Below are 26,036 nucleotides of genomic sequence, written 5' to 3'. Positions count from 1 at the left end.
GTCGTTGTCTGGCCGCGGGTCCGATGTGGCTTGTCGCGCAGTTCCCCGCGCCCCTTGCGGGGGCGGGGCCCGTCAGGCCTGTCCCATTGATGCCGTCAGTGCCGCTTCGAGTTGCCCTGTGGTCGGGTTCTCCGCTGCCCAGGCCGTGTAGCCGTCCGGGCGGACCAGGAGGGTTGTGCGGCGGTCGCTCGTCCAACTCGCCACGGTCAGGCGGTCCTTGCGGGTGCCGGTGTCGAGGTCCGACGGTGCGTCCGGCGGGGTGATGAGTACGAACCTGCCGCCGCGCAGGGCCTCGTACAGGCGGCCGTTCTGAAGGATCACGTCCGGGACGCGCTTGCCGGTGAGGGGGTGGGCGCCGCGTGGGGCCGGGTAGGCGTAGCCGATGCCGGTGATCTGGCCGAGCATGCGGGTGCGGGCCGGGCGGGCGTGGTTCGCGAACGTGGTGAGCAGGGTGCGGGCCGCGAGCGTCCAGGGCCGCTTGGCCATCGCGAGCCGTACGAGTCCGCCGCTGCTGCGGAGGACGGACTTTCCGACGGGGTGGCGTTCGGACTGGTAGGTGTCCAACAGGTCGGCGCGGGCGTGGCCGTTGAGAGTCGCCGCCAGCTTCCAGCTCAGGTTGGCGGCGTCCTGGAGGCCGGTGTTCATGCCCTGGCCGCCGGCCGGGGTGTGCACGTGCGCGGCGTCCCCGGCCAGGAAGACCCGGCCCACCCGGTACGCCGGAGCCTGTCGCTCGTCGCTGTGGAAACGGGACATCCAGCGGGCGTCGTGCATGCCGAAGTCACGGCCGAGGGCGAGGCGGGTGATCTCCCTGACCTCTTCGAGGTCGAGGGGCGCGTCGTCGGCGACGTCGCGCCGGCGGTCCCAGCCGATCACCCGGTGGTAGCCGTCCCCGAAGGGCGCGAGGAACGCGAACGCGTCCCCGACCGCGTTCACCGTCAGCAGCGTCTCCGGCTCCTCGGCGAGCCGGACGTCGGCGAGCACGACGGAACGGATCGCCGAACGCCCGGGGAAGGGCAGTCCCACCGCCTCCCGCACGGCACTGCGCATCCCGTCCGTCCCGACGACGTACGCCGACCGCAGCTCCCGCGGTTGCCCCAGTTCCCGCGCTCCCCCCGCGGCCGGCTCGGCCCCGGCTGCCGCGCGCACGCGGAGGGTCACCCCGTCCTCGTCCTGGACCAGCCCGGTCACCTCGGTCTCGTACGCGAACCGCACCCCGGCCTCCACCGCCCGCCGCTCCAACGCGCGCTCCACCTCGTACTGCGGCAGCACGAGCAGGTGGTTGAAGCGGGAGGGGAGGGTGGTCAGGTCGACGGTCAGGCGGGAGAAGAGCCGGAGCCGGTCGAGCGTCCGGCCCTTGCTCTCCAGCTCGTCGGCGAGACCTCGGGCGTCGAGCTGCTCCAGCGTGCGGGCGTGCAGGACGAACGCGCGGGAGAGGTTGCTGATCCTGTGCGGGCGCTTCTCGACGAGGGTGACGGGGATGCCGGCCGTGGCGAGGTCGCCGGCCAGCAGCAGACCGGTGGGGCCCGCGCCGACGACGATGACGTCGCGGGAGGGGGTGACGGGGGTACGGGGGGTGCCGTTGCTGTCGGTCGTGCCGGTCGTACCTGTCATGGCGGCCTCCTGGTGCCAACGGTTGTTGGTCAAGGGCTGTTGGCGAGCCCCGGGCGGTCCGGGTGCCAACACTCGTAGGCCAACGCTTGTAGGCCAACGCCCGTTTGCCACCATAGGGCGACACCCCTGGCCCGTCAACAACTGTTGGCCTACGCTTGTTGACATGACCGACACCGACTCCCCCACCCAGCACGCGCAGCCCGCCCGCCGCTCCGACGCCACCCGCGCCACCATCCTCACCGCCGCGCGCGAACGCTTCGCCGCCGACGGGTACGAGCGCGCGACCATCCGCGCCATCGCCCGCGACGCGAAGATCGACCCCTCGATGGTGATGCGCTACTACGGCAACAAGGAGGGCCTGTTCGCGGCGGCCGTCGACATTGATCTGCGGCTGCCGGTACCGGAGAAGGTGCCGAAGGAGGAGGTCGGCCGGATCTTCGTCGAGCACTTCGTGGCGCTCTGGGAGAACGACGAGGTGCTGACGGCGTTGCTGCGGGTCGGGGTCACCAACACCGCCGGGGCCGAGCGCATGCAGGGCATCTTCAAGGAGCAGTTGGTGCCGGTGGCCCTGCGCGTCTGCCCCGACCCCGAGCAGGTCCCGGCCCGCGCCGCGCTCGTCGCGTCACAGATGCTGGGCATGGCGCTGACCCGGTACGTCCTGCGCCTGCCGCCCGCCCTGGACCTGACCCGCGAGGAGATCGTGGCCTGGCTGGCACCGACGGTCCAGCGCTACCTGACGGCCCCGCACCCGGGCCTCTCCCACTGAAAACCACAGTCACAGCCGCAGCCACAGCCACCGAACGCCGTGCCCGTACCGGCCGGAAACACGTCGAGGGCACCGTCCTCGGGCACGTACGACGACTGCCGTACGTACACGAGGACGGTGCCCTCGAAACAGAAAGCCTCAGTGGCCGCGGAAAACCTCAGCGGCCGGAGCGGGCCGAGGTCAGGAAGCCTTCACGGCCGCCTTCGTCTTGGCCTTGCCCTTCGCCTTCGGGTGACGGTCCGTCGACCCGTCGAGAACCCAGACCAGGCCGGCGATCAGCAGGAACAGCCCGATCGGCGCCACGACAAAGAGCCCCAGCGTCTCGATGACGCTCAGGCCGGGACCGGGGTCGTCACCGTCGTCAGGCGTCAGCGCGAGCGCGGGGGACGACATCAGCAGCATCATCAGCGTCGTACCGGCAGCCAGGGCGCCGGCGCGCAGGGCGTTCTTCTTGTCCACGGTGCAAACGTAGCGAACACCTAATCCGGCCGCGCGCCCGGGGGTGCCGTACGAGGCGGAACGCCACCCGAGCCCGGCCCGGATTCCGCGAGATCCGTCCCGGATTCCGCCGGTTCCGGGACGGAAACTCCCGCGTCCGACCCGCATCCGCCCACCGCCCGGCCCGCGCGCACCACGTCGATGAGGGCGTGCAGCCGGGGTGAGGCGGCGAGTTCCTCCAGGGTGACGGGGCGGCCCTCGGCATCGGCGACGGGCAGGCGCCAGTTCGGGTACTGGTCCCAGGTGCCGGGCAGGTTCTGCGGGCGGCGGTCGCCGATCGCGTCCGGGAGCCAGACGCCGATCATGCGGGCGGGGGTGCGCAGCAGGAAGCGGTGCAGGGCCTGGATCTGCGCCTCCTCGGAGTCCTCCGACAGCCCGCCGGCCGCGCCTTGGAGCAGCCCGAGCCGGGCGAGCAGCGCCAGCCACTCCCCCACGTCGGCGGCCGCCTCGGCCCGTTCCTCCTCCACCGGGCGGGTCAACAGGCCCAGCCGGTCGCGGAGTTCGACGTGGTCGCCGGTGAGCCGGGACGCGGTGGGCGGCAGGTCGTGGGTGGTGGCGGTGGCGAGGCAGTCGGCGCGCCAGCTCTCGGGCGACAACGGCAGGCCCGTACCGTCCCAGTCGCGTTCGAACCACAGCACGGACGTACCGAGCACGCCGTGTTCGTGGAGCTTTTCCCGGACGCCCGGCTCGACCGTGCCGAGGTCCTCGCCGATCACCAACGCCCCGGCGCGGTACGCCTCCAGCGCGAGGATCGCGAGCATGGCCTCGGCGTCGTACCGGACATACGTTCCCTCGGTGGCCGGGCGGCCCTGCGGGATCCACCAGAGGCGGAAGAGGCCCATGACGTGGTCGATACGGAGGGCGCCGGCATACCGGAAGAGGGCGCGCAGAAGGCGGCGGTACGGGGCGTAGCCGGACGCGGCGAGGCGGTCCGGGCGCCATGGCGGCAGCCCCCAGTCCTGGCCCTGCACGCTGAACGCGTCCGGGGGCGCGCCGACCGACATGCCCGCCGCGAAGTACTCCTGTTGCGCCCAGGCGTCGGCGCCGCCGGGGTGGACGCCGACCGCGAGGTCGTGCACGAGCCCGACCCCCATGCCCGCGTCGCGCGCGCTGCGCTGGGCGGTGGCGAGTTGAGCGTCCGTCAGCCAGGCGAGGCGGCTGTGGAAGTCGACGCGGTCCATCAACTCGCCCCGGGCGCGGGCGGTTTCGGCCGAGCGGGGGTCGCGCAGGGCGGCCGGCCACTTCTGCCAGTCGGAGCCGTACACCTCGGCGAGCGCGCACCAGGTGGCGTGGTCCTCCAGCGCCTCGCCCTCCTCGGCGAGGAAGTCGCAGTAGGCGGCGCGGCGTCCGGGCCCGAGCGGCACGTCCCGTACGAGCTCCAGGGCCTCGCGCTTCAGTTCCCACACGGCGTCGCGGTCGATCAACGCGCCTTTGTCCAGCACGGATTCGCGCAGCCGCTCGGCCCGCTCCAGGAGCGTACGGACGCGGTCGCGGTCCCGCTCACCGGCGTACGCGAACTCGGGGATGTCCTCGACGCGCAGGTACACGGGGTCGGGGTAGCGGCGGGAGGAGGGCCGGTACGGGGAGGGGTCGGTGGGTGCGCCGGGCACGGCCGCGTGCATCGGGTTGACCTGTACGAACCCGGCGCCGAGCGCCCGTCCCGCCCAGGCCGTCAGCTCGGCGAGGTCCCCGAGGTCGCCCATGCCCCAGGAGCGCCGCGACAGCAGCGAGTAGACCTGCACGAGCAGCCCGTACGTACGCCCCGGCGCCGCGGGCAACCGCGTCGGCGCGACGACGAGATGGGCGCGGCCGGTCCGTCCATCGGGAGCCGTGGCCTCCAACTCATGGACACCGAGGGGCAGTTGCTCGGCGGAGGCACGCGACTCCCCCTGCTCGGTACGGATCCGCAGCCGGGTCCCGGCGGGCAAGGCGGCCAGGACGGAGGCGAGCAAGGAGTCTCCGGGAAACCCGGGCGGGGTGATCGGGTCCTGGCCGCCCGGCGCGAGCACGGAACCAGCGGCGCCGCCGGAACCACCGGCCGCGGACGCATCGGCCACGGACGCTTCGACCACAGACGCTTCGACCACGGATGGCAGTCCGCCCGGCGCGAGCGCATCCGCGTCCGGCGCGGGTCGGCCGTCGCTTGCCCCGGAAGGGTTTTCGCCTGCCCCGAGAGGGTTCTCGCCCGCCCCGGGCCGGTGCTCATCCGGCGCGGGTCGGTCCGCGTCCGGCGCGGGTCGGCCCTCGCCCCGCGCGCGTTCGCTTTCGTGCGCCCCCGGGGCGGATTCGCGCGCCCCGGGGTCATGGTCACTCCCGGCTACCGTCGGAGCCCCGCTCCAGCACACCAGTGTCGGTGGGAGCAGTCGTTCCCGTAGCTCCGTCTCGCGGGCCGTGAGTGCCGTGCGGACGGCGTCCGGCGTGCCGGCGGCGACGCCCAGTGCGGCGAGGACGGCGACGACCGCGGCGTCCGAGGCCGCGACCGTGCGCCCTGGGGACGGGCTGAAGGAGGTGGCGACGCCGTGCAGCGCGGCGAGCCGGGAGAGCGGCATCAGACCCCCGATGGGTCCAGGCCCGCGGCGGCGCCCGTGGAGGTGGGCTCGCTCGTCAGGGGCGCGGCGTCGGCGAGAGGCGGTTCGCTGGTGAGGGGGGCGGCGTCGGGCAGCGGCGGCTCGCTGGTGAGCGGCGTCTCCGCGCAGGGTCCTTCGGCGGTGAAGACACAGATGTACGGGGCGGGGTCGGCGGGCTGGTCCGCCGGGCGTTTGGAGAGGGCCGAGAGCAGAAGCTGTGCTGATGCGGCCATGGGGGCCTCCTTGGTCGTCGCGGGTAGTCGTACGGCGGGTCAGGGCAGCCCTACCCAGTGGGCGGGCGCGCAGACGTGACAGCCCGGACAACGTGCCCTTGTTCACATTCTGTCCCGGATGCGCCGGGTAACCAAGAGCGCCTGGACGACCACCGTCCGCGATCAAGCCCGCCCCCTCCCGCGAAGCCCCTCCCCCTGGGGCCCGCCGCCTGAGAGCCCCTCCTGGAACGCGGCCGAGGATTTTCCGGCGTCACTATTCACTCGCTACATATACTCAGTACATAATGGCCGCCATGAGCACCCGCCACATCCTGCTGGGGCTGCTCGCCGGAGGGCCGAGCCATGGCTACGACCTCAAGCGACGCCATGACGAACGCTTCCCGCAAGCCCGCCCGCTGGCCTACGGCCAGGTCTATACGACGTTGCAGCGCCTGGTCCGCGACGGTCTCGCGGAGATCGACGGGACCGGTTCGGACGGCGGTCCGGAGCGGACCCTGTACCGGTCCACCGACGAGGGGGCGAAGGAACTCGCCGCGTGGACGGCCGAGATCACCCCGCCCGCGCCCTTCGTGACGAACGAGATCTTCGCCAAGGTCGTGTGCGCGATCCTCGCCTCGGCCGACCCCGCCGAGTATCTGAGCACCCAGCGCGCCGCGCACATGGCGCGCATGCGGGAGCTCACGGCGGTCAAGACGGCGCCCGGCGCCGATCTCGCGACGGTCCTCTCGGCCGACTACGCCCTCAACCACCTCGACGCCGATCTGCGCTGGATGACCACCACCGCGGCCCGGCTCACCACTTTGACCGCGGAGGTCGACGGAGCATGAGCAGACCGCCCATGAGCAGTACGCACGAGGCCCTGCCGGTCCTGACGGCCCGCGGCCTCGGCAAGACGCACGGCAGGACCCGGGCGCTGCGCGGTGCCTCGGTCGACCTGCGCGCCGGGGAGATCCTCGCGGTCACCGGCGCGAGCGGCAGCGGCAAGTCCACGCTGCTGCACTGTCTGGCGGGCATCGTCCGTCCCGACGAGGGCTCGGTCGTCTACGCCGAGCAGCGCCTCGACGAGCTGCCGGAACAGCGGTTGAGCGAGTTGCGGCGTACGGAGTTCGGGGTGGTGTTCCAGTTCGGGCAGCTGATACCCGAGTTGACCGCGCTCGACAACGTCGCGCTGCCGCTGCTGCTCGCGGGTGCCTCCCGCAAGGACTCCCACGAGCGGGCGGGCGAGTGGCTGGAGCGGTTCGGCGTACGCGGTCAGGAGGAGCTGCGGCCCGGGGAGATGAGCGGTGGTCAGGCCCAACGGGTGTCGCTGGCGCGGGCGTTGGTGACCGGTCCGAAGGTCGTCTTCGCGGACGAGCCCACCGGCGCGCTCGACTCCCTAGCGAGCGAGGGGGTGATGACGGCTCTGGTGCACACGGCCAGGGAGTCCGGCACGGCGGTGCTGCTGATCACGCACGACGCGCAGGTCGCGGCCTACGCGGACCGCGAGGTGGAGATGCGTGACGGAGCGGTTGCCTCCGGGGTCGTCGCCGCCGGGGCGGACGCCGTCGTGGAGGTGCCCCGATGAGGACCGACCTGCGGCTCGCGCTGCTGCTGACGCGGGGCTCGGACCGGCGGGAGTGGTGGCGGGTGATGCTGACGGCGGTGGGGGCCGCGCTGGCCACCGGCCTCGGGCTCGCGGCGGTGGCGGTCGCCTCGGTGGAGGGGCAGGTGTCCACCTCGTACTTTCACGGTCTTCTGGACCAGCCGGGGCAGCGCGCCGGGGTGGTCGTCACGCTGTTGCTCCTGTGGGTGCCGGTGCTCGGCTTCCTCGCCCAGTGCGCGCGTATCGGCGCCGTGCACCGCGACCGCAGGCTGGCCGGGCTGCGGCTCGCCGGGGCGACGCCGAGGCAGGTGCGGCGCATCGCGGCCCTGGAGTCCGGCCTCGCCTGTCTGCTGGGGGCGGTGGTCGCCGCGGTGTTCTCCGCGCTCCTCATGGTGAACCTGTTGGAGCAGCGGCCTTCACTGGAGGCCTGGGGCGGTTTCGCCCTGGTGACGCTCGCCGTGCCGCTGCTCGCCGTGCTGGTGAGTGTGGTCGCGCTGCGCCGGGTCGTGGCCTCGCCGCTCGGCTGGGTGCGCCGGGTGCGGCCGGGCCACGGCCGGGTCGCCACTCTCGCCCTGGTGGTGCCGGCGGTGCTGGTGGGCCTGGCCGCCCTGCTGATCGTCATGCGGGTCACCGGGCCGGGGGCCACCGCGTTCGCCCTGCTGGTGTTCTCCGCGGTGGCGCTGACCGGTGCGGGCGCGGTGGCGGTCGCCGGGCTCACCGCACGGGCCATCGGCAGACGGCTCGCCGCCCGGACCGGGAACCCCGCGGTCCTGATCGCCGCCGAACGGCTCCAGGCCGACCCGTGGGCCACCGCGCGCACCAACGCGGCGGTGCTCCTGGTGTCCGTCGTGGGCGTGGGCTTCATGGGCGTACGCCAGATGTTCCTCGACGAGGTGCGTCATCCGCGGCAGGGCCTGCCCCACAGCGCCGAGGACCTGGCGTTCTACACCACCGGCGTCAATCTGGCGGGCGTCGCCGTCCTGGTGGCGCTGCTGATCAGCCTGGGCGGTCTCGCCGTGGGCACCGCCGAGTCGCTCGCCACCCGGCGCCGGGGACTTGCCGCGCAGACCGCGGCGGGCGTGCCGCAGAAGGTGCTCGGCCGGGCGCTGCTCCTGGAGACCGCGCTGCCGCTGGCCCCGGCGATGCTGCTCGCGGGCTTCGGCGGCGCGGCGGTGTACATCGCGTACGGAAGCGCCGTGGAGGCTCCGGCCATCCCCGTTCTGGTGCCGCTGCTCGTGCCGCCGGCCGTCTACGCGGCCTGTCTCCTCGCCGCCGCCACTTCCCTGCCGCTGCTGCGCCGTTCGGTGCATCCGGCGGAGCTGCGCTTCGCGTAGCCGCCCCGGGCCACCGGGCGCAGAACGGATTTCCGGTTCTCCGGGAGGCACGAGGGGACTTCCCGGAGAGCCGGAAAAGGCGGCGAACCGGCCCGCGCGAAAGAAGCGGAACCGGCTCGCACAGGGCAAGACGAAGGCCCGGATCGTCAGGCGGAAATGCCGTCGATCCGGGCCATCGCGTCCTCCGCGCCGTACGGCTGCAGGTATGGCAGCCAGCGCGGGTCCCTATGCCCGGTTCCGATGATGCGCCAAGCGAGCCCCGTCGGCGGGGCCGGTTTATGGCGCAGGCGCCAGCCGATCTCGACCAGGTGACGGTCGGCCTTGACGTGGTTGCAGCGGCGGCAGGACGCCACCACGTTGTCCCAGACGTGCTGACCCCCGCGGCTGCGCGGGATGACGTGGTCGACGCTGGTTGCGACGCCACCGCAATACATGCACCGGCCGCCGTCGCGGGCGAAGAGCGCCCGACGGGTCAGCGGAACGGGCCCCCGGTAAGGGACCCGTACGAACCTCTTCAGCCGGACCACGCTGGGTGCGGGGACAGTAACGGTTGCACTATGCATAAAGGCGCCGGATTCCTCGAGGCAGACAGCCTTGTTCTCGAGGACGAGGACGAGCGCGCGGCGGAGCGGTACGACGCCGAGGGGCTCGTACGACGCGTTGAGGACCAGGACATGCGGCACGGATGGCCTCCTTGTACGCCGGCGGCGCGTGGCTCGCGCCGGGACGATCTGTAGTCAGTCTCCCCTCATGCCTGGTGGAAGCGCCACCATGTCCCGGTAACGGGCTGGGAGTGTTTTCGACCACATCTTCTTCATCCCCAGGTGAGCACAGTCTCTCCCTCGAACATTGCAACGATCCACACATGGTGCCCCGTTAGTGTGGTGGTTCTGCCCGTCGGTGTCCCCATCCCGATGTCCCTGCCACGGGCGGACCGCTACGCCTGGAGGTACCTGCCGTGTTCTTGTCCGTCCTGTCGGCCGCCGATCCCACCGAGGAACCGACGTCGCCAACGCTCCAGGACGCCCAGGAAGGCGCGACGAACGCCGCGAGCTGGGTCGAGCAGAACTGGTCCACATGGCTCAGCATCGGCCTGCGCGTGCTGCTGATCCTGGTGATAGCGGCCGTGCTGAGAGTGGTCATACGGCGGACCATCACGAAGTTCATAGACCGCATGAACCGTACGGCCCAGGCGGTCGACGGGACGGCCCTCGGCGGCCTCCTGGTCAATGTCGAGCGCCGCCGCCAGCGCTCCCAGGCCATCGGTTCGGTGCTCCGCTCGGTCGCGTCCTTCGCGATCATGAGTACGGCCGCGCTGATGATCCTCGGCACGTTCGAGATCAACCTGGCCCCGCTGCTGGCCTCCGCGGGTGTGGCGGGCGTGGCCATCGGTTTCGGCGCCCGCAACCTGGTCACGGACTTCCTCTCCGGCGTCTTCATGATCCTGGAGGACCAGTACGGCGTCGGCGACACGGTCGACGCGGGCGTGGCCTCCGGCGAGGTCATCGAGGTGGGCCTGCGCGTCACCAAGCTCCGCGGCGACAACGGCGAGATCTGGTACGTCCGAAACGGCGAGGTCAAGCGCATCGGCAACCTCTCCCAGGGCTGGGCCACGGCCGGTGTCGACGTGACGGTCCACCCCTCGGAGAACCTGGACCGGGTGAAGACCCTCCTCAACCAGGTCGGCGAGGACATGAGCAAGGCCGAGCCCTGGAACGAACGCCTCTGGGGCCCCATCGAGGTTCTCGGCCTCGACAGCGTCCTGCTCGACTCGATGGTCGTCCACGTCTCCGCGAAGACGATGCCGGGCAAGGCGCTCAGCGTGGAGCGCGAACTGCGCTGGCGCATCAAGCACGCGCTGGACGCGGCCGGTATCCGTATCGTCGGCGGCCTCCCCACCCAGCTGGACGAGGACACGGCCCCCGATCCGACGGCGGGCATGGCGGCCCCGTCGGCCTACTCCAACTCCGCGTCCCCCCAGTCGCAGACGGCGTCCCCCATAGCTCCGGCGGCGGTCCCGACGAATGTGACGAAGTAGGGGCGAGACCTTTCTCATACGCGCACGGCCTCCGTGGGGCGGCATCCGGATCACTCCGGGTGCCGCCCCACACACATGTCGCTCCGGGCGCCGCCCACACGCGTGTCGCTCCGGGCGCCGCCCCACACGTGCATCGCTCCCGCTGTCGCCCCACGCGCGTGTCCCCTCACCGTCCGCCGGGTAACGACTTCATTGCCCGCCAGTGGCCGGTATTGACGCGTCCCCCACCCCGGGCCTACCTTCCTCCCACCGATAGGAAAGTTTCCTAACAGTGATTCCGCGGTGGACTTCACGGCGGCACCACTGGGAAGCTGTGCAGCCGAAAGGCAGGTGTCGACTCTCATGGCAGGAACCGCCGGTACGCCGGGCACCCCTCGCGTTCTGCGCGCCATGAACGACCGTGCCGCACTCGATCTCCTGCTGGAGCACGGGCCGTTGTCCCGGACCCGGATCGGCAAGCTGACCGGCCTGTCGAAGCCGACCGCTTCGCAGCTGCTGGCCCGGCTGGAGGCGGCGGGGCTCGTCCTCGTCACCGGCACCAGCGAGGGCCGGCCGGGGCCCAACGCACAGCTGTACGCGGTGAACCCGGCCGCCGCCTACGCCGCCGGTCTCGACGTGACGCCCGAGCGGATCCTCGCCGCCGTCGCCGATGTGACGGGGCGGACGGTGGGAGAGTACGAACTGCTCACCCCCGGCCGTCGCGCCGGCCAGACCGTCGTACGGCAGGTCACCGACGCCCTCGACGGCGCGGTGAAGGCGGCGGGGCTGGTCCGGGCCGACATCCAGCGGCTCGTCATCGGCACCCCCGGCGCGTTCGACCCCAACACGGGACGGCTGCGCTACGCCTCCCACCTTCCCGGGTGGCACTCCCCCGCCCTGCTCGACGAGCTCGCGGCCGCACTGCCGATGCCCGTCGAGTACGAGAACGACGTCAACCTCGTCGCCATAGCCGAGCAGCGGCTCGGTGCGGCCCGGGGCCACGAGGACTTCGTCCTGCTGTGGAACGAGGGCGGTCTCGGTGCCGCGCTCGTCCTCGGCGGACGCCTGCACCGCGGCTGGACCGGCGGCGCGGGCGAGGTCGGCTTCCTCCCCGTACCCGGCGCGCCGCTCGTCCGGCACGTCACCAAGGCCAACAGCGGCGGCTACCAGGAGCTGGCCGGCTCCCAGGCCATCCCGAAACTGGCCCGCGAACTCGGCATCCAGCCCCTGCCCACCGGGCCGTACGCCGAAGTCGCCGCCTCGCTCGTCGAGCAGGCGGCGGACATCAACGCGGGGGCCCACCGGCAGCTCCTGGAGACGTACGCGACGGGGCTCGCCACCGGTCTCGCCTCGCTCGTCTCCGTCCTCGACCCCGAACTCGTCGTCCTCAGCGGGGCCTCGCTCACCAGGGGCGGCGAACTGCTGCGCGCCCTGGTGCAGGCCGAGCTGGAGGAGCTGGCCGCATCCCGGCCGCGCCTCGTGGTCGGCGACGTCGACGAACACCCCGTGCTGCGCGGCGCGTTGGAGAGCGCGCTCGCGGCCACCCGCGACGAGGCCTTCGACACCTCGCGCTGAGCCCGACCCCGCACGCCTCCCCGCACATCTCCGTACACATCCCGTCCCACACCACCCCGTCCCGCCCCAGGGAGACTTCGCCATGCCCGGAATGCCCAGGAAAGCGGTGCTCGCCGCCGCCTCGATAGCCCTTCTCACCACCGCCTGCACCGGCCAGTCGGACACCGGCGCCACGGACGACCCGAACGCGTCGACCACGATCACGTTCTGGCACGGCTGGAGCGCTCCCGCCGAGGTCAAGGCCATCCAGGCGAACATCGACCGGTTCGAGAAGGAACACCCCAACATCAAGGTGAAGGTCGTCGGCAACATCAACGACGACAAGCTCAACCAGGCGCTGCGCGCGGGTGGTTCCAAGGGCCCGGACGTGGTGTCGTCGTTCACCACGTCCAACATCGGCAAGTTCTGTTCGTCCGGCGCCTTCGCCGACCTCAAGCCGTTCATCGAGAAGTCGAAGCTCGACCTCGACAAGATCATCCCCAAGCCGATGCTGGAGTACACCCAGTTCGAGGGCACGCGCTGCGCGATGCCGCTGCTGGGCGACGCGTACGGCCTCTACTACAACAAGGACGCGTTCGAGAAGGCGGGCATCAAGGCGCCGCCGAAGACGTGGTCCGAGTTCACCGAGGTCGCCAAGAAGCTGACGAAGTCCAAGGGCGACTCGTACGAGCAGCTCGGCTTCATGCCGAACTACCACGGCTACGAGACCGTCGTGGACCACTACATGTCGCAGTGGGACCACGCCTACTTCGACAAGGACGGCAAGTCCAGCATCGCCGAGGACCCGGCCTTCGCCGAGATGTTCACGTACCAGAAGAAGCTCGTCGAGGGCCTCGGCGGCTTCCAGAAGCTGGAGAAGTACCGCAACACGTTCGGCGACGAGTGGGGCGCCAAGCACCCCTTCCAGACCGGCCAGGTGGCCATGCAGCTCGACGGCGAGTGGCGGCTCGGGATGGCCAAGGACGCGGGCGTGAAGTTCGACATCGGCACGGCTCCCATGCCCGTCGCCGACGACGAGGTCGACGAGTACGGCAAGGGCTTCCTCTCCGGCACGATCATGGGGATCGCGCCGCAGAGCAAGAAGCAGAACGCGGCCTGGGAGCTGGTGAAGTACATGACGACCGACACCGCGGCCGTCGTCGCCTTCGCCAACGCCATCCACAACGTGCCGTCCACGTTCGCCGCGCTGAAGTCGCCCGACCTGACGGTCGACCCCGGTTTCAAGACCTTCCTGGACATCGCGCAGAACCCGCACTCCAACACCCCGCCGGCGTCCGTCAACGGCTCGACGTACCAGACGACCCTCCAGGACTTCGGCTACCAGTACGAGTCCGGCAAGGCGAAGGACCTGAAGGCCGGTCTGAAGAAGACGGCCGACCAGATCGACCGTGACATCGAGCAGGCGAAGTAGCACCGATGTCCACGCTCACTCTGCGTGCGAAGCGCCGCCGGTCGGCGCTTCGCACGGCCGCCTTCATGTCGCCGTGGCTGATCGGCTTCAGCGTTTTCTTCGCGTATCCGCTGATCTCGACCGTGTACTTCTCGTTCATGAAGTACGACGGCTTCGGTGTCCCCGAGTTCAGGGGTCTGGAGAACTGGAACTACGTCTTCAACGACTACCCCATGTTCTGGCCCGCGCTGCGCAACACCCTGTGGCTGGTGCTCGTCATGGTCACCCTCCGGGTCGCGTTCGGCCTGGGCATCGGCCTGTTGATCACGAAGATCAAGACGGGCACGGGTGTGTTCCGCACGCTCTTCTACCTGCCCTACCTCGCGCCGCCCGTCGCGGCGACGCTGGCCTTCGTCTTCCTGCTCAACCCGGGCACCGGGCCGGTCAACTCGGTCCTCGGCGACCTCGGACTGCCGACGCCCGGCTGGTTCACGGACGCCGCGTGGTCCAAACCCGCCCTCACCATGCTGGCCCTCTGGGGCGTCGGCGACCTGATGGTCATCTTCATGGCCGCGCTGCTCGACGTACCGAAGGAGCAGTACGAGGCCGCCGAGCTGGACGGCGCGTCCGCCTGGCACCGGTTCCGGTTCGTGACGCTGCCGAACATCTCGCCCATCGTCATGTTCGCGGTGGTCACCGGCGTGATCCAGACGATGCAGTACTACACACAGCCACTCGTCGCGGGGAAGGTCGCCTCCGGGATCATCGGCGGCTCGGGCCAGCAGTTCGAACCGGGATACCCCGACAAGTCGACGCTCACCCTGCCGCAGCTCGTCTACAACCTCGGCTTCCAGCGCTTCGACTACGGCTCCGCGTGCGTGGTGGCGCTGGTGCTGTTCGCCCTGTCCATGGTGTTCACCGCGTTCCTGATGCGGCGCCGGGGCGGTCTCATCCAGGCAGGTGACTGACCCATGACCCAAGTACTCGACAAGCCCGTGGAGTTGGGGGCACCGCCGGTCACACCCGCCGAGCGGACCGCCCGCCGCAAGGCGCTCCTCGAATGGATCGCCGTGCACGCGCTCGGCGTCGCGGCCGCGCTGTTCTTCGTGCTGCCCTTCGTGTTCGTCGTCCTCACCTCCCTGATGAGCGACAACCAGACCCTCACCAGGGATCTGATCCCGGACACCTGGGAGTGGGGCAACTACACGAAGGTCTTCGACACGCCCGGCTTCCTCACCTGGTGGAAGAACACCCTTCTGTACGCGGGTGCCGGCACCGTCCTGACCGTCGTGTCCAGCATTCCGGTGGCGTACGCGCTCGCCAAGTTCCGCTTCCGTGGCCGGAACCTGTCGTTGATGCTGGTCATCTCCATGATGATGCTGCCGCCGCAGGTCATCATCATCCCGATGTACCTGTTCTGGGCGAAGCAGCTGGATCTGTCGGGCACCCTGTGGCCGCTGATCATCCCGATGGCGTTCGGGGACGCGTTCTCGATCTTCCTGCTGCGGCAGTTCCTGATGACGATCCCGAACGAGTACATCGACGCGGCGAAGGTCGACGGCTGCGGGGACTTCAGGACCCTGCTGAAGGTCGTCCTGCCGATGGCCAAGCCCGGCATCGCCGCCGTCGCGCTCTTCCAGTTCTTCTACGCCTGGAACGACTACTTCGGACCACAGATCTACGCGTCCGAGAATCCCGGCGCCTGGACCCTGAGCTACGGCCTGGAGTCCTTCAAGGGCGCGCACCACACCGACTGGAATCTGACGATGGCCGCGACCGTCCTGGTCATGGCCCCCGTGATCCTCGTGTTCTTCTTCGCGCAGAAGGCGTTCGTCGAGGGCGTCACGCTCACCGGAGTGAAGGGCTGACATGAAACTCGCAGTAGTGGGCGGGGGCTCCACCTACACCCCTGAACTCATCGACGGATTCGCGAGGCTGAGGGACACGCTGCCCATAGAGGAGCTGGTGCTCGTCGACCCCGCCCTCGACCGTCTCGAACTGGTCGGCGGTCTGGCCCGGCGCATCTTCGCCAAGCAGGGGCACCCGGGGCGTGTCATCACGACCGACGATCTCGACGCGGGTGTCGAGGGCGCCGACGCGGTGCTGCTCCAGCTCCGCGTCGGCGGACAGGCCGCCCGCAACGAGGACGAGACCTGGCCGCTGGAGTGCGGCTGCGTCGGCCAGGAGACGACCGGCGCCGGCGGCCTCGCCAAGGCGCTGCGCACGGTCCCGGTGGTGCTCGACATCGCCGAGCGCGTACGGCGTGCCAACCCGGACGCCTGGATCATCGACTTCACCAACCCCGTCGGCATCGTGACCCGCGCCCTGCTCCAGGCCGGTCACAAGGCGGTCGGACTGTGCAACGTGGCGATCGGATTCCAGCGGAGGTTCGCCGGAATGCTGGGCGTCACCCCCGGCGATGTGCACCTGGACCATGTGGGCCTCAACCACCTCACCTGGGAGACCGGTGTGCGGCTCGGCGGCCCCGAGGGCGAGAACGTCCTGCCCAAGCTGCTCGCCGAGCACGGCGACTCCCTCGCCGACACCCTGCGCATGCCGCACGAGCTCCTCGACCGGCTGGGCGTCGTCCCGTCCTACTACCTGCGCTACTTCTACGCGCACGACGAGGTCGTACGAGAACTGGGTACGAAGCCGTCGCGGGCCGCGGAAGTGGCGGAGATGGAGCGGGAGTTGCTGAAGATGTACGGCGACCCGGAGCTCGACGAGAAGCCGGAGCTGCTCGCCAGGAGGGGCGGGGCGTACTACTCCGAGGCGGCCGTGGACCTCGCCGCGTCGCTGCTGGGCGGGGGCGGGAGCACGTACCAGGTGGTGAACACGTACAACCGCGGGACTCTGCCGTTCCTGCCGGACGACGCCGTGATCGAGGTGCAGGCGGCGGTCGGGCACGCGGGGGCGTCCCCGCTGCCGGTGGCCCCGGTGGACCCGCTGTACGCGGGGCTGATGGCGAACGTCACCGCCTACGAGGACCTGGCCCTGGAGGCCGCGCTGCGCGGCGGACGCGAGCGGGTGTTCCGGGCGCTGCTCGCACACCCCCTCGTGGGCCAGTACGCGTACGCCGAGGGCCTCACCGACCGGCTGATCGCGCACAACCGGGAGCACCTCGCGTGGGCGTGACCGCAACCGTCCTCGCCGTCGACGCGGGGAACAGCAAGACCGACGTCGCGGTCGTGGCGGACGACGGGAGCGTGCTCGCCACGGCCCGCGCCGGCGGGTTCCGGCCGCCCGTCGTCGGCGTCCGGGAGGCGGTCGACACGGTCGCGGACGCCGTCGGCCGGGCCTTCGCCGCGGCGGGCGTCGACTCCGTGAACCATGTCTCCGCGTGTCTGGCCAACGCCGATCTGCCCGTGGAGGAGGAGCAGTTGGCAGCCGCGCTGCACGCGCGCGCGTGGGGCACGACCGTGGAGGTCCGCAACGACACCTTCGCGATCCTGCGGGCCGGTGTGGAGGAGCCGCGCGGGGTGGCCGTGGTGTGCGGCGCGGGCATCAACTGCGTGGGCATGCGGCCCGACGGCCGGGTCGCCCGGTTCCCCGCCCTCGGCCGTATCTCCGGTGACTGGGGCGGGGGCTGGGGCCTGGCCGAGGAGGCCCTGTGGCACGGGGCGCGGGCCGAGGACGGACGGGGCGGTCCGACCGCGCTGGCCCGCACCCTGCCCGCGCACTTCGGCCTCGGCTCCATGTACGCGCTGATCGAGGCCCTGCACCTGGAACACATCGAGCACGCGCGGCGCCACGAGCTGACGCCGGTCCTGTTCGCCACGGCGGCGGACGGCGACCCGGTCGCCCGCGCGCTCGTCGACCGGCTCGCGGACGAGGTCACGTCCATGTCGGTCGTCGCCCTGACCCGGCTCGACCTGCTCGACGAGGAGACCCCGGTCCTGCTCGGCGGGGGCGTCCTGGCCGCCCGCCACCCCCAACTCGACGACCGGATAAGGGAACTGCTGGCCGAGCGCGCCCCCAAGGCCGTACCCCGCGTCGTCACCGCCCGGCCGGTCCTCGGATCAGCCCTCCTCGGACTCGACCACGAGAGGGCCCCGGCCCTGGCGCACGCCCGCGTGCGGGAGTTCTACGAGAAGGTCTGAGCGCGCCGGGAACCGAACAGTTCGGGTTGGCGTATTCATGGGCAGGGGTGGTACGGGATCTTCGCCGTGCTGCGATCCGGGCAAGGCCTTGCTGCAATCCGAACAAGATCGCCGCAAGGCCTGTGCGGATGTCAGTCCCGGCGGCGATACTTGCGGCCGTGCACCTCTTCCCGCGCTTCCTGGCGCCCGGGAGGAGGTGACCGGCCTATGACCATGGGGGAGGTCGAGTGACATATCAGCAGAAGGGCAGTACGGCGCCACCGGGGGCGCCCGCGCCCACCATGCCCGCGGTGCCGCCGCAGGCCCCGCCGCCCGGACCGCAGGTCCGCTCCGCCGTGCCCGACACCGGGCCTCCCCGCCGTACGGCGTGGGCGGAGGGCGTCGACCAGCTGCGTGCCGCGGCGACCACCGAACCCGGCCGGCTGCGCATCATCGGCGCGGTGCTCGCCCTCCTCGTCGTCGCGTTCGGGGCGGTCACCGCCTGGCAGATGACGGATCGTTCGGCCGCCGCGGACGACGTGCTGCACAGCAGCCAGCCGCTGAGCGCCGACGCGGCGGACATCTACCGCTCCCTCGCCGACGCCAACACGGCCGCGTCCAGCGGCTTCCTCGCGGGCGGCCAGGAGACGAAGGCGTCCCGCGACCTCTACGAGAAGGACATCAACAACGCGGCGGAGAAGCTGGTCACCGCGGCCGCCAACTCGGAACCGGGCTCCGCCTCCGAGAAGACCATCACCAAGCTGAACAGGCTGCTGCCCGAGTACAAGGGCCTGGTGGAGCGCGCCCGGGCCAACAACCGCCAGGGCTTCCCCCTCGGCGGCGCCTACCTCCGGTACGCGAACTCGAAGATGCAGGTGATGCTCGATGACGCCGAGCGTCTCTACACGGTGGAGAACCAGCACCTGCGCGCCGACTACGACGACGCGACGCCCTACCCGTGGATCGCGATCGGCGCCGGCGTCCTGGCCATCGGCGGCCTCGCCTGGGCCCAGCACCGCAACTACCGCCGTACGAACCGTGTGCTGAACCACGGCCTGGTCGCCGCCACGGCCGCCTCCACGGTCGTCCTGCTGTGGCTGGTCGTCGGTCACAGCGTCGCCCGCGCCGGCCTGAACGACTCGTACGACAACGCGGTCCGCTCGCTGAACACGCTGAACGACGCCCGGATCGCCTCGCTCAAGGCCCGGGGCAACGAGAACCTCACACTGGTCGCCCGCGGCGCGGAGACCAGGACAGAGGGCACGGGCACGAACAAGAGGACGCTGGACGTCTTCGACGAGGACTACAAGAAGCAGATGAAGGACCTCACCGCGAAGCTGGCCGCCGCCGAGGGCCTCGCCGACGACAGCGCGGGCATGAAGCCGGTCAAGGACGCGACGGCGAACATGGAGGTCTGGAAGGACCGGCATGACGAAGCCCGCACGCAGGACAACCTGGGCAACTACCAGGGCGCGCTGGACCGGGTGATCGGCTCCGACGACAAGAAGCCGACGGGCGAGTGCTTCAGGAACGTCGACGCGGCCCTGAAGGCGGCGATCGACCACGAGGAGACCGAGTTCAAGCAGGCCGCCGGAGACGGCCGGGGCGCGATGAACGGCCTGGTGGTGGGCGCCGCGGTCCTCGCGGTGCTGGCCGCGGCCGGCGCGGTGCTCGGCATCGGGCGCAGGCTGTCGGAGTACCGGTGAGAGGGGGCATGACGATGAACGCACGGCGTTTGCGGACCAGTCTGAGGGGCTGGGGCGGGGTGGGGGCGATGGCGGTCGTCTGCGCCCTCGCGGCGGTGTTCGCGCTGCTGCTGCCGGTGGCCCAGAGCCGCGAGGACGGCGGCACGGACGCCGACGGCCAGGGTGTGGCCCAGGGCTCCCAGGCCCGGGCGGAGGACTGCGTGGACCCCGAGGACCAGAGCCTGGCACCGGACTCCGGCCCCCAGGACGGTGCGACCATCCAGAAGATCAAGGAGAAGGGCTCTCTGACGGTCGGCGTCGACCAGAACAGCTACCGCTGGGGCTACCGCGACCCGAACAGCGAGGCGAAGAAAGCCGAGTTGGAAGGCTTCGACATCGATCTCGTGCACGCGATCGCCCAAGACATTCTCGGCGACCCGGACAAGGTCGTCTTCCGCGCCATCCCGACCAACGAGCGCATCCCGGCGATCCAGCGCGGCGATGTCGACATGGTGGTGCGCACCATGACGATCAACTGCGAGCGGCTGGGTCTCGTGGCGTTCTCCTCGCCCTACTTCAAGACCGGCCAGCAGGTGCTCGCCCCGAAGAAGTCGGACATCAAGGGATACGACGACACGCTCGCGAACAAGCGGATCTGCTCGGCGTCGGGCTCGATCGCCCTCGACAAACTGAAAGCGGACCTGGGGACCGTCATCCCCAAGTCCGCCGACATCAGCACCGTCGTGCCGAGCCAACTCGACTGCCTGGTGCGGCTGCAGCTCGGTGAGGTCGACGCCGTGGTGACCGACGGCGCGCTCGCCGCGAGCCAGGCCGCACAGGACCCCACGGTCCAGCTCAAGGGCAAGCCGTTCACGGACGAGTACTACGGCGTGGCGATGAAGAAGGACGCAACCGATCTGATACGCCGGGTCAACCAGATCCTGGTGGACTACCGCAAGGCCGACTGGCAGAAGTCGTACAACACCTGGCTCGCCGGGACGCTCGGCAAGGGCGACGGGCCGCCCGCGGTTCAGTACAAGTAGCGGGAATGTTCCAGTAGTTCCTCACGAACAGTTCTTCATGCGGTACTTCACAAAAGTTCTTCACGCAGTTCTTCACGAAGCGAGGGGTGATCGATGGGCGTCACGGGACCCTCCGGGCCGGTGATGGACCGGGACGAGGTGGACCGTGCGCTGGCGCGGCTCGGCGCGGAGCACGAGGCCATCGAGACCTCGCTCCTCGCCCTGCAGGACCACGCGGGCCGCAGACTCCTCGAAGGCGCCGAGCTCACTGGTACGACCAAAGAGCGCTGGGGCGCCGCCGAGGCGTCGATCTCCCTGCTCTGGGCGTACTTCGACGCGTACGCCGACGCGTTGCGCTCCGCGCGGGAGATCCGCTCCCGCAGACGCTGGTCGAACCGCGACGACCTGATGGAGCTGACGGAGCTGCTGCGCGGCGAGAGCGTCACGGTCGCCGGCAGCGCGTCCGCGACGGCCGCCGCGCCCACAATGGCGGGCACGGGCAAGCTCAGCGAGCGCTTCTCGCTCGCCGAACTCGTGGAGCGCATGAACGAGTTGTACGCGACCTCGCTGGACATGGTCGTGACGGCCGACGCCGTGTGGTCGGCACTGCCCGCCCGGATCGATTTACTGGCCGCGGAGTTGCAGCGCACCCGCCAGCTCGCGCACTCGGTGGGCGTACGGCCCGGTGAGCACCCCTCGGGCGACGACCTGGAGCGGATCACCCGCACCCTGACCGCGCTGCGCGAGCGGGTGGTGTCCGATCCGCTGGACTTCTGGCTGCCCGCGCAGGGCAGTTCGGCGCCGGGCGGCGGCCGCCCCGACACCACGCGCTACGACCGCGAGGCGCGCGCCCTTGAGGAAGTGCGCCGCGAGATCGACGCCGTGCTCACCGTGCGGCAGGACGCGGAGGCGCGGCTGGTGCGGCTGCGGGACGTGCTCAGCCGCGCGGACCGCACACTCGCCGAGGCGCGAAGTGCCCGCGGGGAGGTCCTGGCGAAGATCGCCGCGTCCGAGGTGCCCGCGGTGAGCGGCCCGCCGACCGCGCTGCAGGAACAGCTGGCGACGGCCGCCGAGTACCGCAGGCACGCCCAGTGGCACCGCCTCTCGCCGCTCCTGGAGTCCCTGGAGGCGAAGGCCGACGACGAACTGCTGCGCGCCCGCGAGTCGTTGACCGCGGTCACCGCGCCGCTCGCGGTCCGCGCGGAGCTGCGCGGCCGTCTCGACGCGTACAAGGCGAAGGTCGCCCGGCACGGCTTCGCCGAGGACCCGCTGCTGGTGGAGCGGTACGACGCGGCGCGCCGCATGCTGTGGAGCGCGCCCTGCGACCTGCGTGTGGCGGAACAGGCGGTGCTGCGCTACCAGCACGCGGCCGCCGAAGTGCTGGTGCCCAGGGTCCCCGGGCACGGCGGACCACAGGACCGGAGGGGGGAATCGTGAGTCAGCAGAACGTCAACACCGAAGCGAGTGGGCAGAGTTCGCAGCAACCGTGTCAGCGTCCGGGCTGCTCGGGGTCGTACGAGGACATGGGCGGCGGCGAGCTGTACTGCGACACCTGCGGGCTGGCCCCGGTCGTCTCGTCGACCGGCATGGTGGGCTCCCCGCCGACCGGGATCACCGGCGGCGGCAGGGGCGGTTCGCGGAGTTCGGGCAGCGCCAGTTCGCGCTCCAGCTCCCGCGCCTCCTCACGGGCCTCGTCCCGGTCGTCCCAGTCGCGGCGCTCGGTGTCGGGCCGTCTCTCGCGCTCGGTGTCGGGCCGGACGACGGGCCGCTCGGTGTCGGTGCGCAGCTCCGGCTCGACCGCCGGGTCCTCGGGGCGCGGCCGGCTCGGCGTAGGCCTGGTGCAGGTCCCGGACGTGCCGCGGCCCGACCCGCGCGTGATGATCCAGGAGAATCCCGAGGTCCCCGAGCGCAAGCGGTTCTGCTCGCGCTCCGACTGCGGTGCGCCGGTGGGGCGTTCGCGCGGCGAGCGGTCCGGCCGTACGGAGGGTTTCTGCACCAAGTGCGGCCACCCGTACTCGTTCGTGCCGAAGCTGCAGACCGGCGACATCGTGCACGGCCAGTACGAGGTCGTGGGCTGCCTGGCGCACGGCGGGCTCGGCTGGGTCTATCTCGCCGTCGACCGTGCGGTGTCCGACCGCTGGGTGGTCCTCAAGGGCCTCCTGGACACGGGCGACCAGGACGCGATGGCGGCGGCGATCTCCGAGCGCCGCTTCCTCGCCGAGATCGAGCACTCCAACATCGTGCGGATCTACAACTTCGTGGAGCACCTCGACCAGCGGACGGGTTCGCTGGACGGGTACATCGTCATGGAGTACGTGGGCGGCAAGTCCCTCAAGGAGATCGCCAACGGCCGCCGCACGGCGGCCGGCAAGCGCGACCCGCTGCCGGTGGAGCAGGCCTGCGCGTACGGCATCGAGGCGCTTGAGGCCCTCGGTCATCTGCACAGCCGCAACCTCCTGTACTGCGACTTCAAGGTCGACAACGCGATACAGACCGAGGACCAGCTCAAGCTGATCGACATGGGCGCGGTACGCAGGATGGACGACGACGAGTCGGCCATCTACGGCACGGTCGGCTACCAGGCGCCGGAGGTCGCCGATGTCGGCCCGTCGGTCGCCTCGGACCTCTACACGGTCGCCCGCACACTGGCGGTCCTGTCCTTCGACTTCCAGGGCTACACGAACGTCTTCGTGGACTCCCTGCCCGACCCCGACAACATCGAGGTCTTCCGCACGTACGAGTCCTTCTACCGGCTCCTCGTGCGCGCCACCGACCCCGACCCGGCCCGCCGGTTCGCCTCCGCGCAGGAGATGGCCGAGCAGCTCACGGGTGTGCTGCGCGAGGTCGTCTCGGTGCAGACGGGACGCGCCCGGCCCTCGCTTTCCACCCTGTTCGGACCCGAACTGAAGGTCACGGACACGGAGTTGTTCAGCTCACTGGCCGGTGATGTGTCACGGCTGGGCGTGCGGATCGATCCCGTACGGGGAAAGAAGGGCGCGCCGGCGCTGACGGCCGGGGCGAGCGGAACGAACAGAACGAACGGCACGAACGGGGCAGTGGCGACGAGGGGGACCGCCGGGGCGATCGGCACGCCGTTCCCGCCGCCGGCCTCCGCAGCCGCTCGGGCATCCCTCCTCAAGCCGCTGAACACCGCCGCCGCGGCCCTGGCGCTGCCGGTGCCGCGGGTGGACCCGGGCGACCCGAACGCCGGGTTCCTGGCCGGGCTGATGACCTCCGCACCGGCCGAGCTGATCACCGCTCTGCAGGCGGCGCCCGCCGGCTCCCTGGAGCTGCGGCTGCGCGAGCTGCGGGCTCGTCTGGAGATGGGCGAGCTCGACCAGGCGACCAGGACGCTCGAAGCGCTGGAGGCGGACCATCCCGACGACTGGCGGGTGGTCTGGTACCGGGGCGTGGCGGCGCTCGCGACCGGCGACCACGAAATCGCGGCGGTGTCCTTCGACGCGATCTACGACGCGTTCCCCGGCGAGCCCGCGCCCAAGCTGGCCCTCGGCGTGTGCGCGGAGGTCCTCGGACAGCTGGACAACGCCGCCGAGTACTACCGCCTGGTGTGGACCACCGACCCCAGCTATGTGAGCACCGCGTTCGGCCTGGCCCGCGTCCAGCTGGCGGCGGGCGACCGCCGTGGCTCCGTACGGACGCTGGAGTCGGTGCCGGAGGCGTCGATCCACTACACGGCGGCCCGGGTGGCCGCCGTCCGGGCACGGCTGCGCCAGCGGCTGGCCGAGACGGCGCCGCCGCCACCGGGCCCACCGGCCCTGGGTACGTCCGGGACGGCGGTGCCCGCCGCTGGCGTACCCGGCACGGGAGTTCCCGGTCCCGGGCTGTCCGGTGCGGGAGTTCCCGACGCCCCGTTCCTGGACGACCTGACCTCGGCCGCGGCCCAGGTCGAGGCCCTGGACGGGTACGGTCTGGACGCGGTGCGCCGCGAGCAGTTGTCCACAGAGGTCCTTGGTTGCGCCCTGGACTGGGTACTCTCCGGTAGCCAGGGTTCCGCCCCGCCGAGCACTGGGACGCGGACCGTACTGCTCGGCAGCGACCTGGACGAGCGGGGCCTGCGCTTCGGTCTGGAGCGCTCGTACCGGACACTGGCCCGGCTCGCCCAGCGTGGCGAGGAGAGGATCGATCTGGTGGAGCGCGCCAACCGCTACCGCCCCCGGACGTGGGTGTAATTGATGTCGCAGATGCCTCAACTGGCCGCCTGCCCCAGCTGCGAGGAGCCGCTGGAGTCGGGGGACCGTTTCTGCGGTGCGTGCGGGTACGACCTGTCGGCCGTACCCGCAGCACCGGACGACAACCCCACGGTCGCCGTCAACGGCGCGGCGCCCCGGCCCCCTTCGGCCGCGGCGTCCGTGGACTGGCCGGTCGCCCCCGAGGTGGACACCTCGGACACACCCGCGCCCGTGGTCCTGCCGACGGACATCGACGGCCGCGAGTCGGCCGGCTCCGACAGCCCGGGCGTACGGTTCGACCGGCCGGCGCAGCCGCCGTCGTCCCCGGCCGCACCACCACCGCCGCCGTCCCCCGCACCGCCGCCGTTGCAGTCCCCCGCGCAGCCGCCGCAGCCCGCCGCGCAGGTGTCCGCGGAACCGGACGAGTACCCGCTCGCCGCGCCGCTGCCTCCGGAGGTGCCGCCCGCCGATCCGCGGACGGCCGACCTTCCGACGCCCCCCGCGGGCCTGAAGGTCTGTGTGGCCTGCCGCGCGGGCCAGGTCGACCGGGACGGCTACTGCGAGAACTGCGGGCACGCGCAGCCGCGCGAGCGCGATCACATGGAGCAGGAGCTGGGCGCGGTGGCCGCGGTCAGCGACCGGGGTCTGCGCCACCACCGCAACGAGGACGCGTTCACCGTGTCCTCGACCGCGCTGTCCGACGGTTCGCCCGCGGTCGTCGCGATCGTGTGCGACGGCGTCTCCTCGGCGACCCGCCCCGACGAGGCCTCCCTGGCCGCCTCCCGCGCGGCCAACGAGTCCCTCCTGGCGGCCCTGCCGCGCGGCACGCACCCGCAGCAGGCGATGCACGACGCGATCCTCGCGGCCGCGGAGGCCGTCAACTCCCTGGCGGACCGCAGCGCTCCGGCCCACGAGCACCAGCCGCACGTGAACGCGCCCGCCTGCACCATCGTCGGCTCCGTCGTCACCCCCAGCCTGCTGATCGTCGGCTGGGTCGGCGACAGCCGCGCCTACTGGGTGCCCGTGGACCGGTCGTCACCCCCGGCCCGGCTCACCGAGGACGACTCCTGGGCCGCCCAGATGGTCGCCGCGGGCCTGATGAGCGAGGCCGAGGCGTACGCGGACGAGCGCGCCCACGCCATCACGGGCTGGCTCGGGGCGGACGCGTACGAACTGGAGCCGCACACCGCTTCCTTCAAGCCGGACCGGCCGGGTGTAGTGGTGGTGTGCACCGACGGACTGTGGAACTACGCGGAGGCGGCGGAGGAAATGGCCGAGGTCATCCCGTCCGACGCCGCGGCCCGGCCGCTGCACAGCGCCCAGGTCCTGGTGGGCCACGCGCTGGACGGCGGGGGCCACGACAACGTAACAGTGGCCGTCGTGCCGTTCCCGGCCCCGCCGCAGGGGGCAGGATCGGCCTGAGGCCGAAGCGGTACGAAACGGCGTCGGCCTCGGAGGGGCCAGGACCGGAGGGGACCGGTCCGCCC

General features: G+C 71.4%; 21 protein-coding genes. 16 read left to right on the top strand and 5 right to left on the bottom strand.

The genetic code is table 11. The features are described from left to right. Positions 1-72 precede the first annotated feature (72 nt). Positions 73-1,611, bottom strand: a complete 1,539-nt coding sequence (locus tag JEQ17_RS30440) for an FAD-dependent monooxygenase (protein ID WP_200398130.1) — start codon at positions 1,609-1,611, stop codon at positions 73-75. 163 nt (positions 1,612-1,774) lie between these two features. Here JEQ17_RS30440 and JEQ17_RS30435 point away from each other — a divergent pair, with 163 nt between their 5' ends. Further along, on the top strand, positions 1,775-2,377 hold the full coding sequence (locus JEQ17_RS30435) for a TetR/AcrR family transcriptional regulator (RefSeq protein WP_200398129.1): 603 nt from the start codon (positions 1,775-1,777) through the stop codon (positions 2,375-2,377). A gap of 180 nt (positions 2,378-2,557) precedes the next feature. Here JEQ17_RS30435 and JEQ17_RS30430 read toward each other — a convergent pair whose 3' ends face one another. The 3 genes from JEQ17_RS30430 to JEQ17_RS30420 are packed head-to-tail and all read right to left on the bottom strand — an operon-like array spanning position 2,558 to position 5,675. Then, positions 2,558-2,836: a hypothetical protein gene (locus JEQ17_RS30430; protein WP_200398128.1), complete on the bottom strand. Its 279-nt coding sequence runs from the start codon at positions 2,834-2,836 to the stop codon at positions 2,558-2,560. A 20-nt stretch (positions 2,837-2,856) separates the two neighbouring features. Continuing rightward, positions 2,857-5,424: a 4-alpha-glucanotransferase gene (malQ, locus tag JEQ17_RS30425; protein ID WP_200398127.1), complete on the bottom strand. Its 2,568-nt coding sequence runs from the start codon at positions 5,422-5,424 to the stop codon at positions 2,857-2,859. Next, positions 5,424-5,675, bottom strand: a complete 252-nt coding sequence (locus tag JEQ17_RS30420; RefSeq protein ID WP_200398126.1) for a hypothetical protein — start codon at positions 5,673-5,675, stop codon at positions 5,424-5,426. The genes malQ and JEQ17_RS30420 overlap by 1 nt, the downstream gene beginning before the upstream one ends. A 293-nt stretch (positions 5,676-5,968) precedes the next feature. Between JEQ17_RS30420 and JEQ17_RS30415 the strand changes: the two genes are divergently transcribed. The 3 genes from JEQ17_RS30415 to JEQ17_RS30405 are packed head-to-tail and all read left to right on the top strand — an operon-like array spanning position 5,969 to position 8,591. Beyond that, positions 5,969-6,502 carry a PadR family transcriptional regulator gene (locus JEQ17_RS30415; protein WP_200398125.1) on the top strand — a complete coding sequence of 178 codons (534 nt, stop codon included), beginning with the start codon at positions 5,969-5,971 and terminating at the stop codon, positions 6,500-6,502. A gap of 11 nt (positions 6,503-6,513) precedes the next feature. Then, positions 6,514-7,239 carry an ABC transporter ATP-binding protein gene (locus JEQ17_RS30410; protein ID WP_200398124.1) on the top strand — a complete coding sequence of 242 codons (726 nt, stop codon included), beginning with the start codon at positions 6,514-6,516 and terminating at the stop codon, positions 7,237-7,239. Beyond that, positions 7,236-8,591, top strand: coding sequence for an FtsX-like permease family protein (locus tag JEQ17_RS30405; protein ID WP_200398123.1), 1,356 nt, complete (start codon positions 7,236-7,238; stop codon positions 8,589-8,591). The genes JEQ17_RS30410 and JEQ17_RS30405 overlap by 4 nt, the downstream gene beginning before the upstream one ends. A 146-nt stretch (positions 8,592-8,737) precedes the next feature. On the opposite strand, the gene JEQ17_RS30400 is transcribed toward JEQ17_RS30405, so the two are convergent. Beyond that, positions 8,738-9,274, bottom strand: coding sequence for an HNH endonuclease (locus tag JEQ17_RS30400; RefSeq protein WP_055611422.1), 537 nt, complete (start codon positions 9,272-9,274; stop codon positions 8,738-8,740). Between the two features lie 275 nt (positions 9,275-9,549). Between JEQ17_RS30400 and JEQ17_RS30395 the strand changes: the two genes are divergently transcribed. The 12 genes from JEQ17_RS30395 (at position 9,550) to JEQ17_RS30340 (ending at position 25,971) form a co-directional block, all read left to right on the top strand. Continuing rightward, a complete protein-coding gene (locus JEQ17_RS30395; protein ID WP_200398122.1) occupies positions 9,550-10,629 on the top strand; it encodes a mechanosensitive ion channel family protein in 1,080 nt (359 codons plus the stop codon). A 342-nt stretch (positions 10,630-10,971) separates the two neighbouring features. Then, positions 10,972-12,183: an ROK family transcriptional regulator gene (locus JEQ17_RS30390; RefSeq protein WP_200398121.1), complete on the top strand. Its 1,212-nt coding sequence runs from the start codon at positions 10,972-10,974 to the stop codon at positions 12,181-12,183. Positions 12,184-12,265: 82 nt separating this feature from the next. Beyond that, positions 12,266-13,594: an ABC transporter substrate-binding protein gene (locus tag JEQ17_RS30385; RefSeq protein WP_200398120.1), complete on the top strand. Its 1,329-nt coding sequence runs from the start codon at positions 12,266-12,268 to the stop codon at positions 13,592-13,594. A gap of 5 nt (positions 13,595-13,599) precedes the next feature. After that, positions 13,600-14,541 carry a carbohydrate ABC transporter permease gene (locus JEQ17_RS30380; protein WP_200398119.1) on the top strand — a complete coding sequence of 314 codons (942 nt, stop codon included), beginning with the start codon at positions 13,600-13,602 and terminating at the stop codon, positions 14,539-14,541. A gap of 3 nt (positions 14,542-14,544) precedes the next feature. Beyond that, positions 14,545-15,441 carry a carbohydrate ABC transporter permease gene (locus JEQ17_RS30375; protein ID WP_200398118.1) on the top strand — a complete coding sequence of 299 codons (897 nt, stop codon included), beginning with the start codon at positions 14,545-14,547 and terminating at the stop codon, positions 15,439-15,441. A gap of 1 nt (position 15,442) precedes the next feature. Further along, the gene (locus JEQ17_RS30370; RefSeq protein ID WP_200398117.1) at positions 15,443-16,708 is read left to right on the top strand and encodes a 6-phospho-beta-glucosidase; all 1,266 of its coding nucleotides are present in this window, start codon (positions 15,443-15,445) and stop codon (positions 16,706-16,708) included. Further along, positions 16,699-17,673 (top strand): N-acetylglucosamine kinase, encoded by a 975-nt coding sequence (locus JEQ17_RS30365; RefSeq protein WP_200398116.1) that lies wholly within the window; start codon positions 16,699-16,701, stop codon positions 17,671-17,673. Before JEQ17_RS30370 ends, JEQ17_RS30365 begins: the two co-directional genes overlap by 10 nt. Before the next feature lie 227 nt (positions 17,674-17,900). Then, positions 17,901-19,358: a hypothetical protein gene (locus JEQ17_RS30360; protein WP_200398115.1), complete on the top strand. Its 1,458-nt coding sequence runs from the start codon at positions 17,901-17,903 to the stop codon at positions 19,356-19,358. 14 nt (positions 19,359-19,372) lie between these two features. After that, on the top strand, positions 19,373-20,380 hold the full coding sequence (locus tag JEQ17_RS30355) for a glutamate ABC transporter substrate-binding protein (protein ID WP_200398114.1): 1,008 nt from the start codon (positions 19,373-19,375) through the stop codon (positions 20,378-20,380). Between the two features lie 93 nt (positions 20,381-20,473). Then, positions 20,474-21,796, top strand: coding sequence for a hypothetical protein (locus JEQ17_RS30350; protein ID WP_200398113.1), 1,323 nt, complete (start codon positions 20,474-20,476; stop codon positions 21,794-21,796). A gap of 86 nt (positions 21,797-21,882) precedes the next feature. Next, positions 21,883-24,549, top strand: coding sequence for a serine/threonine-protein kinase (locus JEQ17_RS30345; protein ID WP_200401808.1), 2,667 nt, complete (start codon positions 21,883-21,885; stop codon positions 24,547-24,549). Continuing rightward, positions 24,550-25,971: a PP2C family serine/threonine-protein phosphatase gene (locus JEQ17_RS30340; protein WP_200398112.1), complete on the top strand. Its 1,422-nt coding sequence runs from the start codon at positions 24,550-24,552 to the stop codon at positions 25,969-25,971. The last annotated feature ends 65 nt before the right edge of the window (positions 25,972-26,036 follow it).

The sequence above is a fragment of the Streptomyces liliifuscus genome (assembly GCF_016598615.1).
Taxonomy (GTDB): Bacteria; Actinomycetota; Actinomycetes; order Streptomycetales; family Streptomycetaceae; genus Streptomyces; species Streptomyces liliifuscus.
The sequence above is the reverse complement of the archived record's forward strand: the minus strand, read 5'-3'. Positions and strand labels throughout refer to the sequence as shown.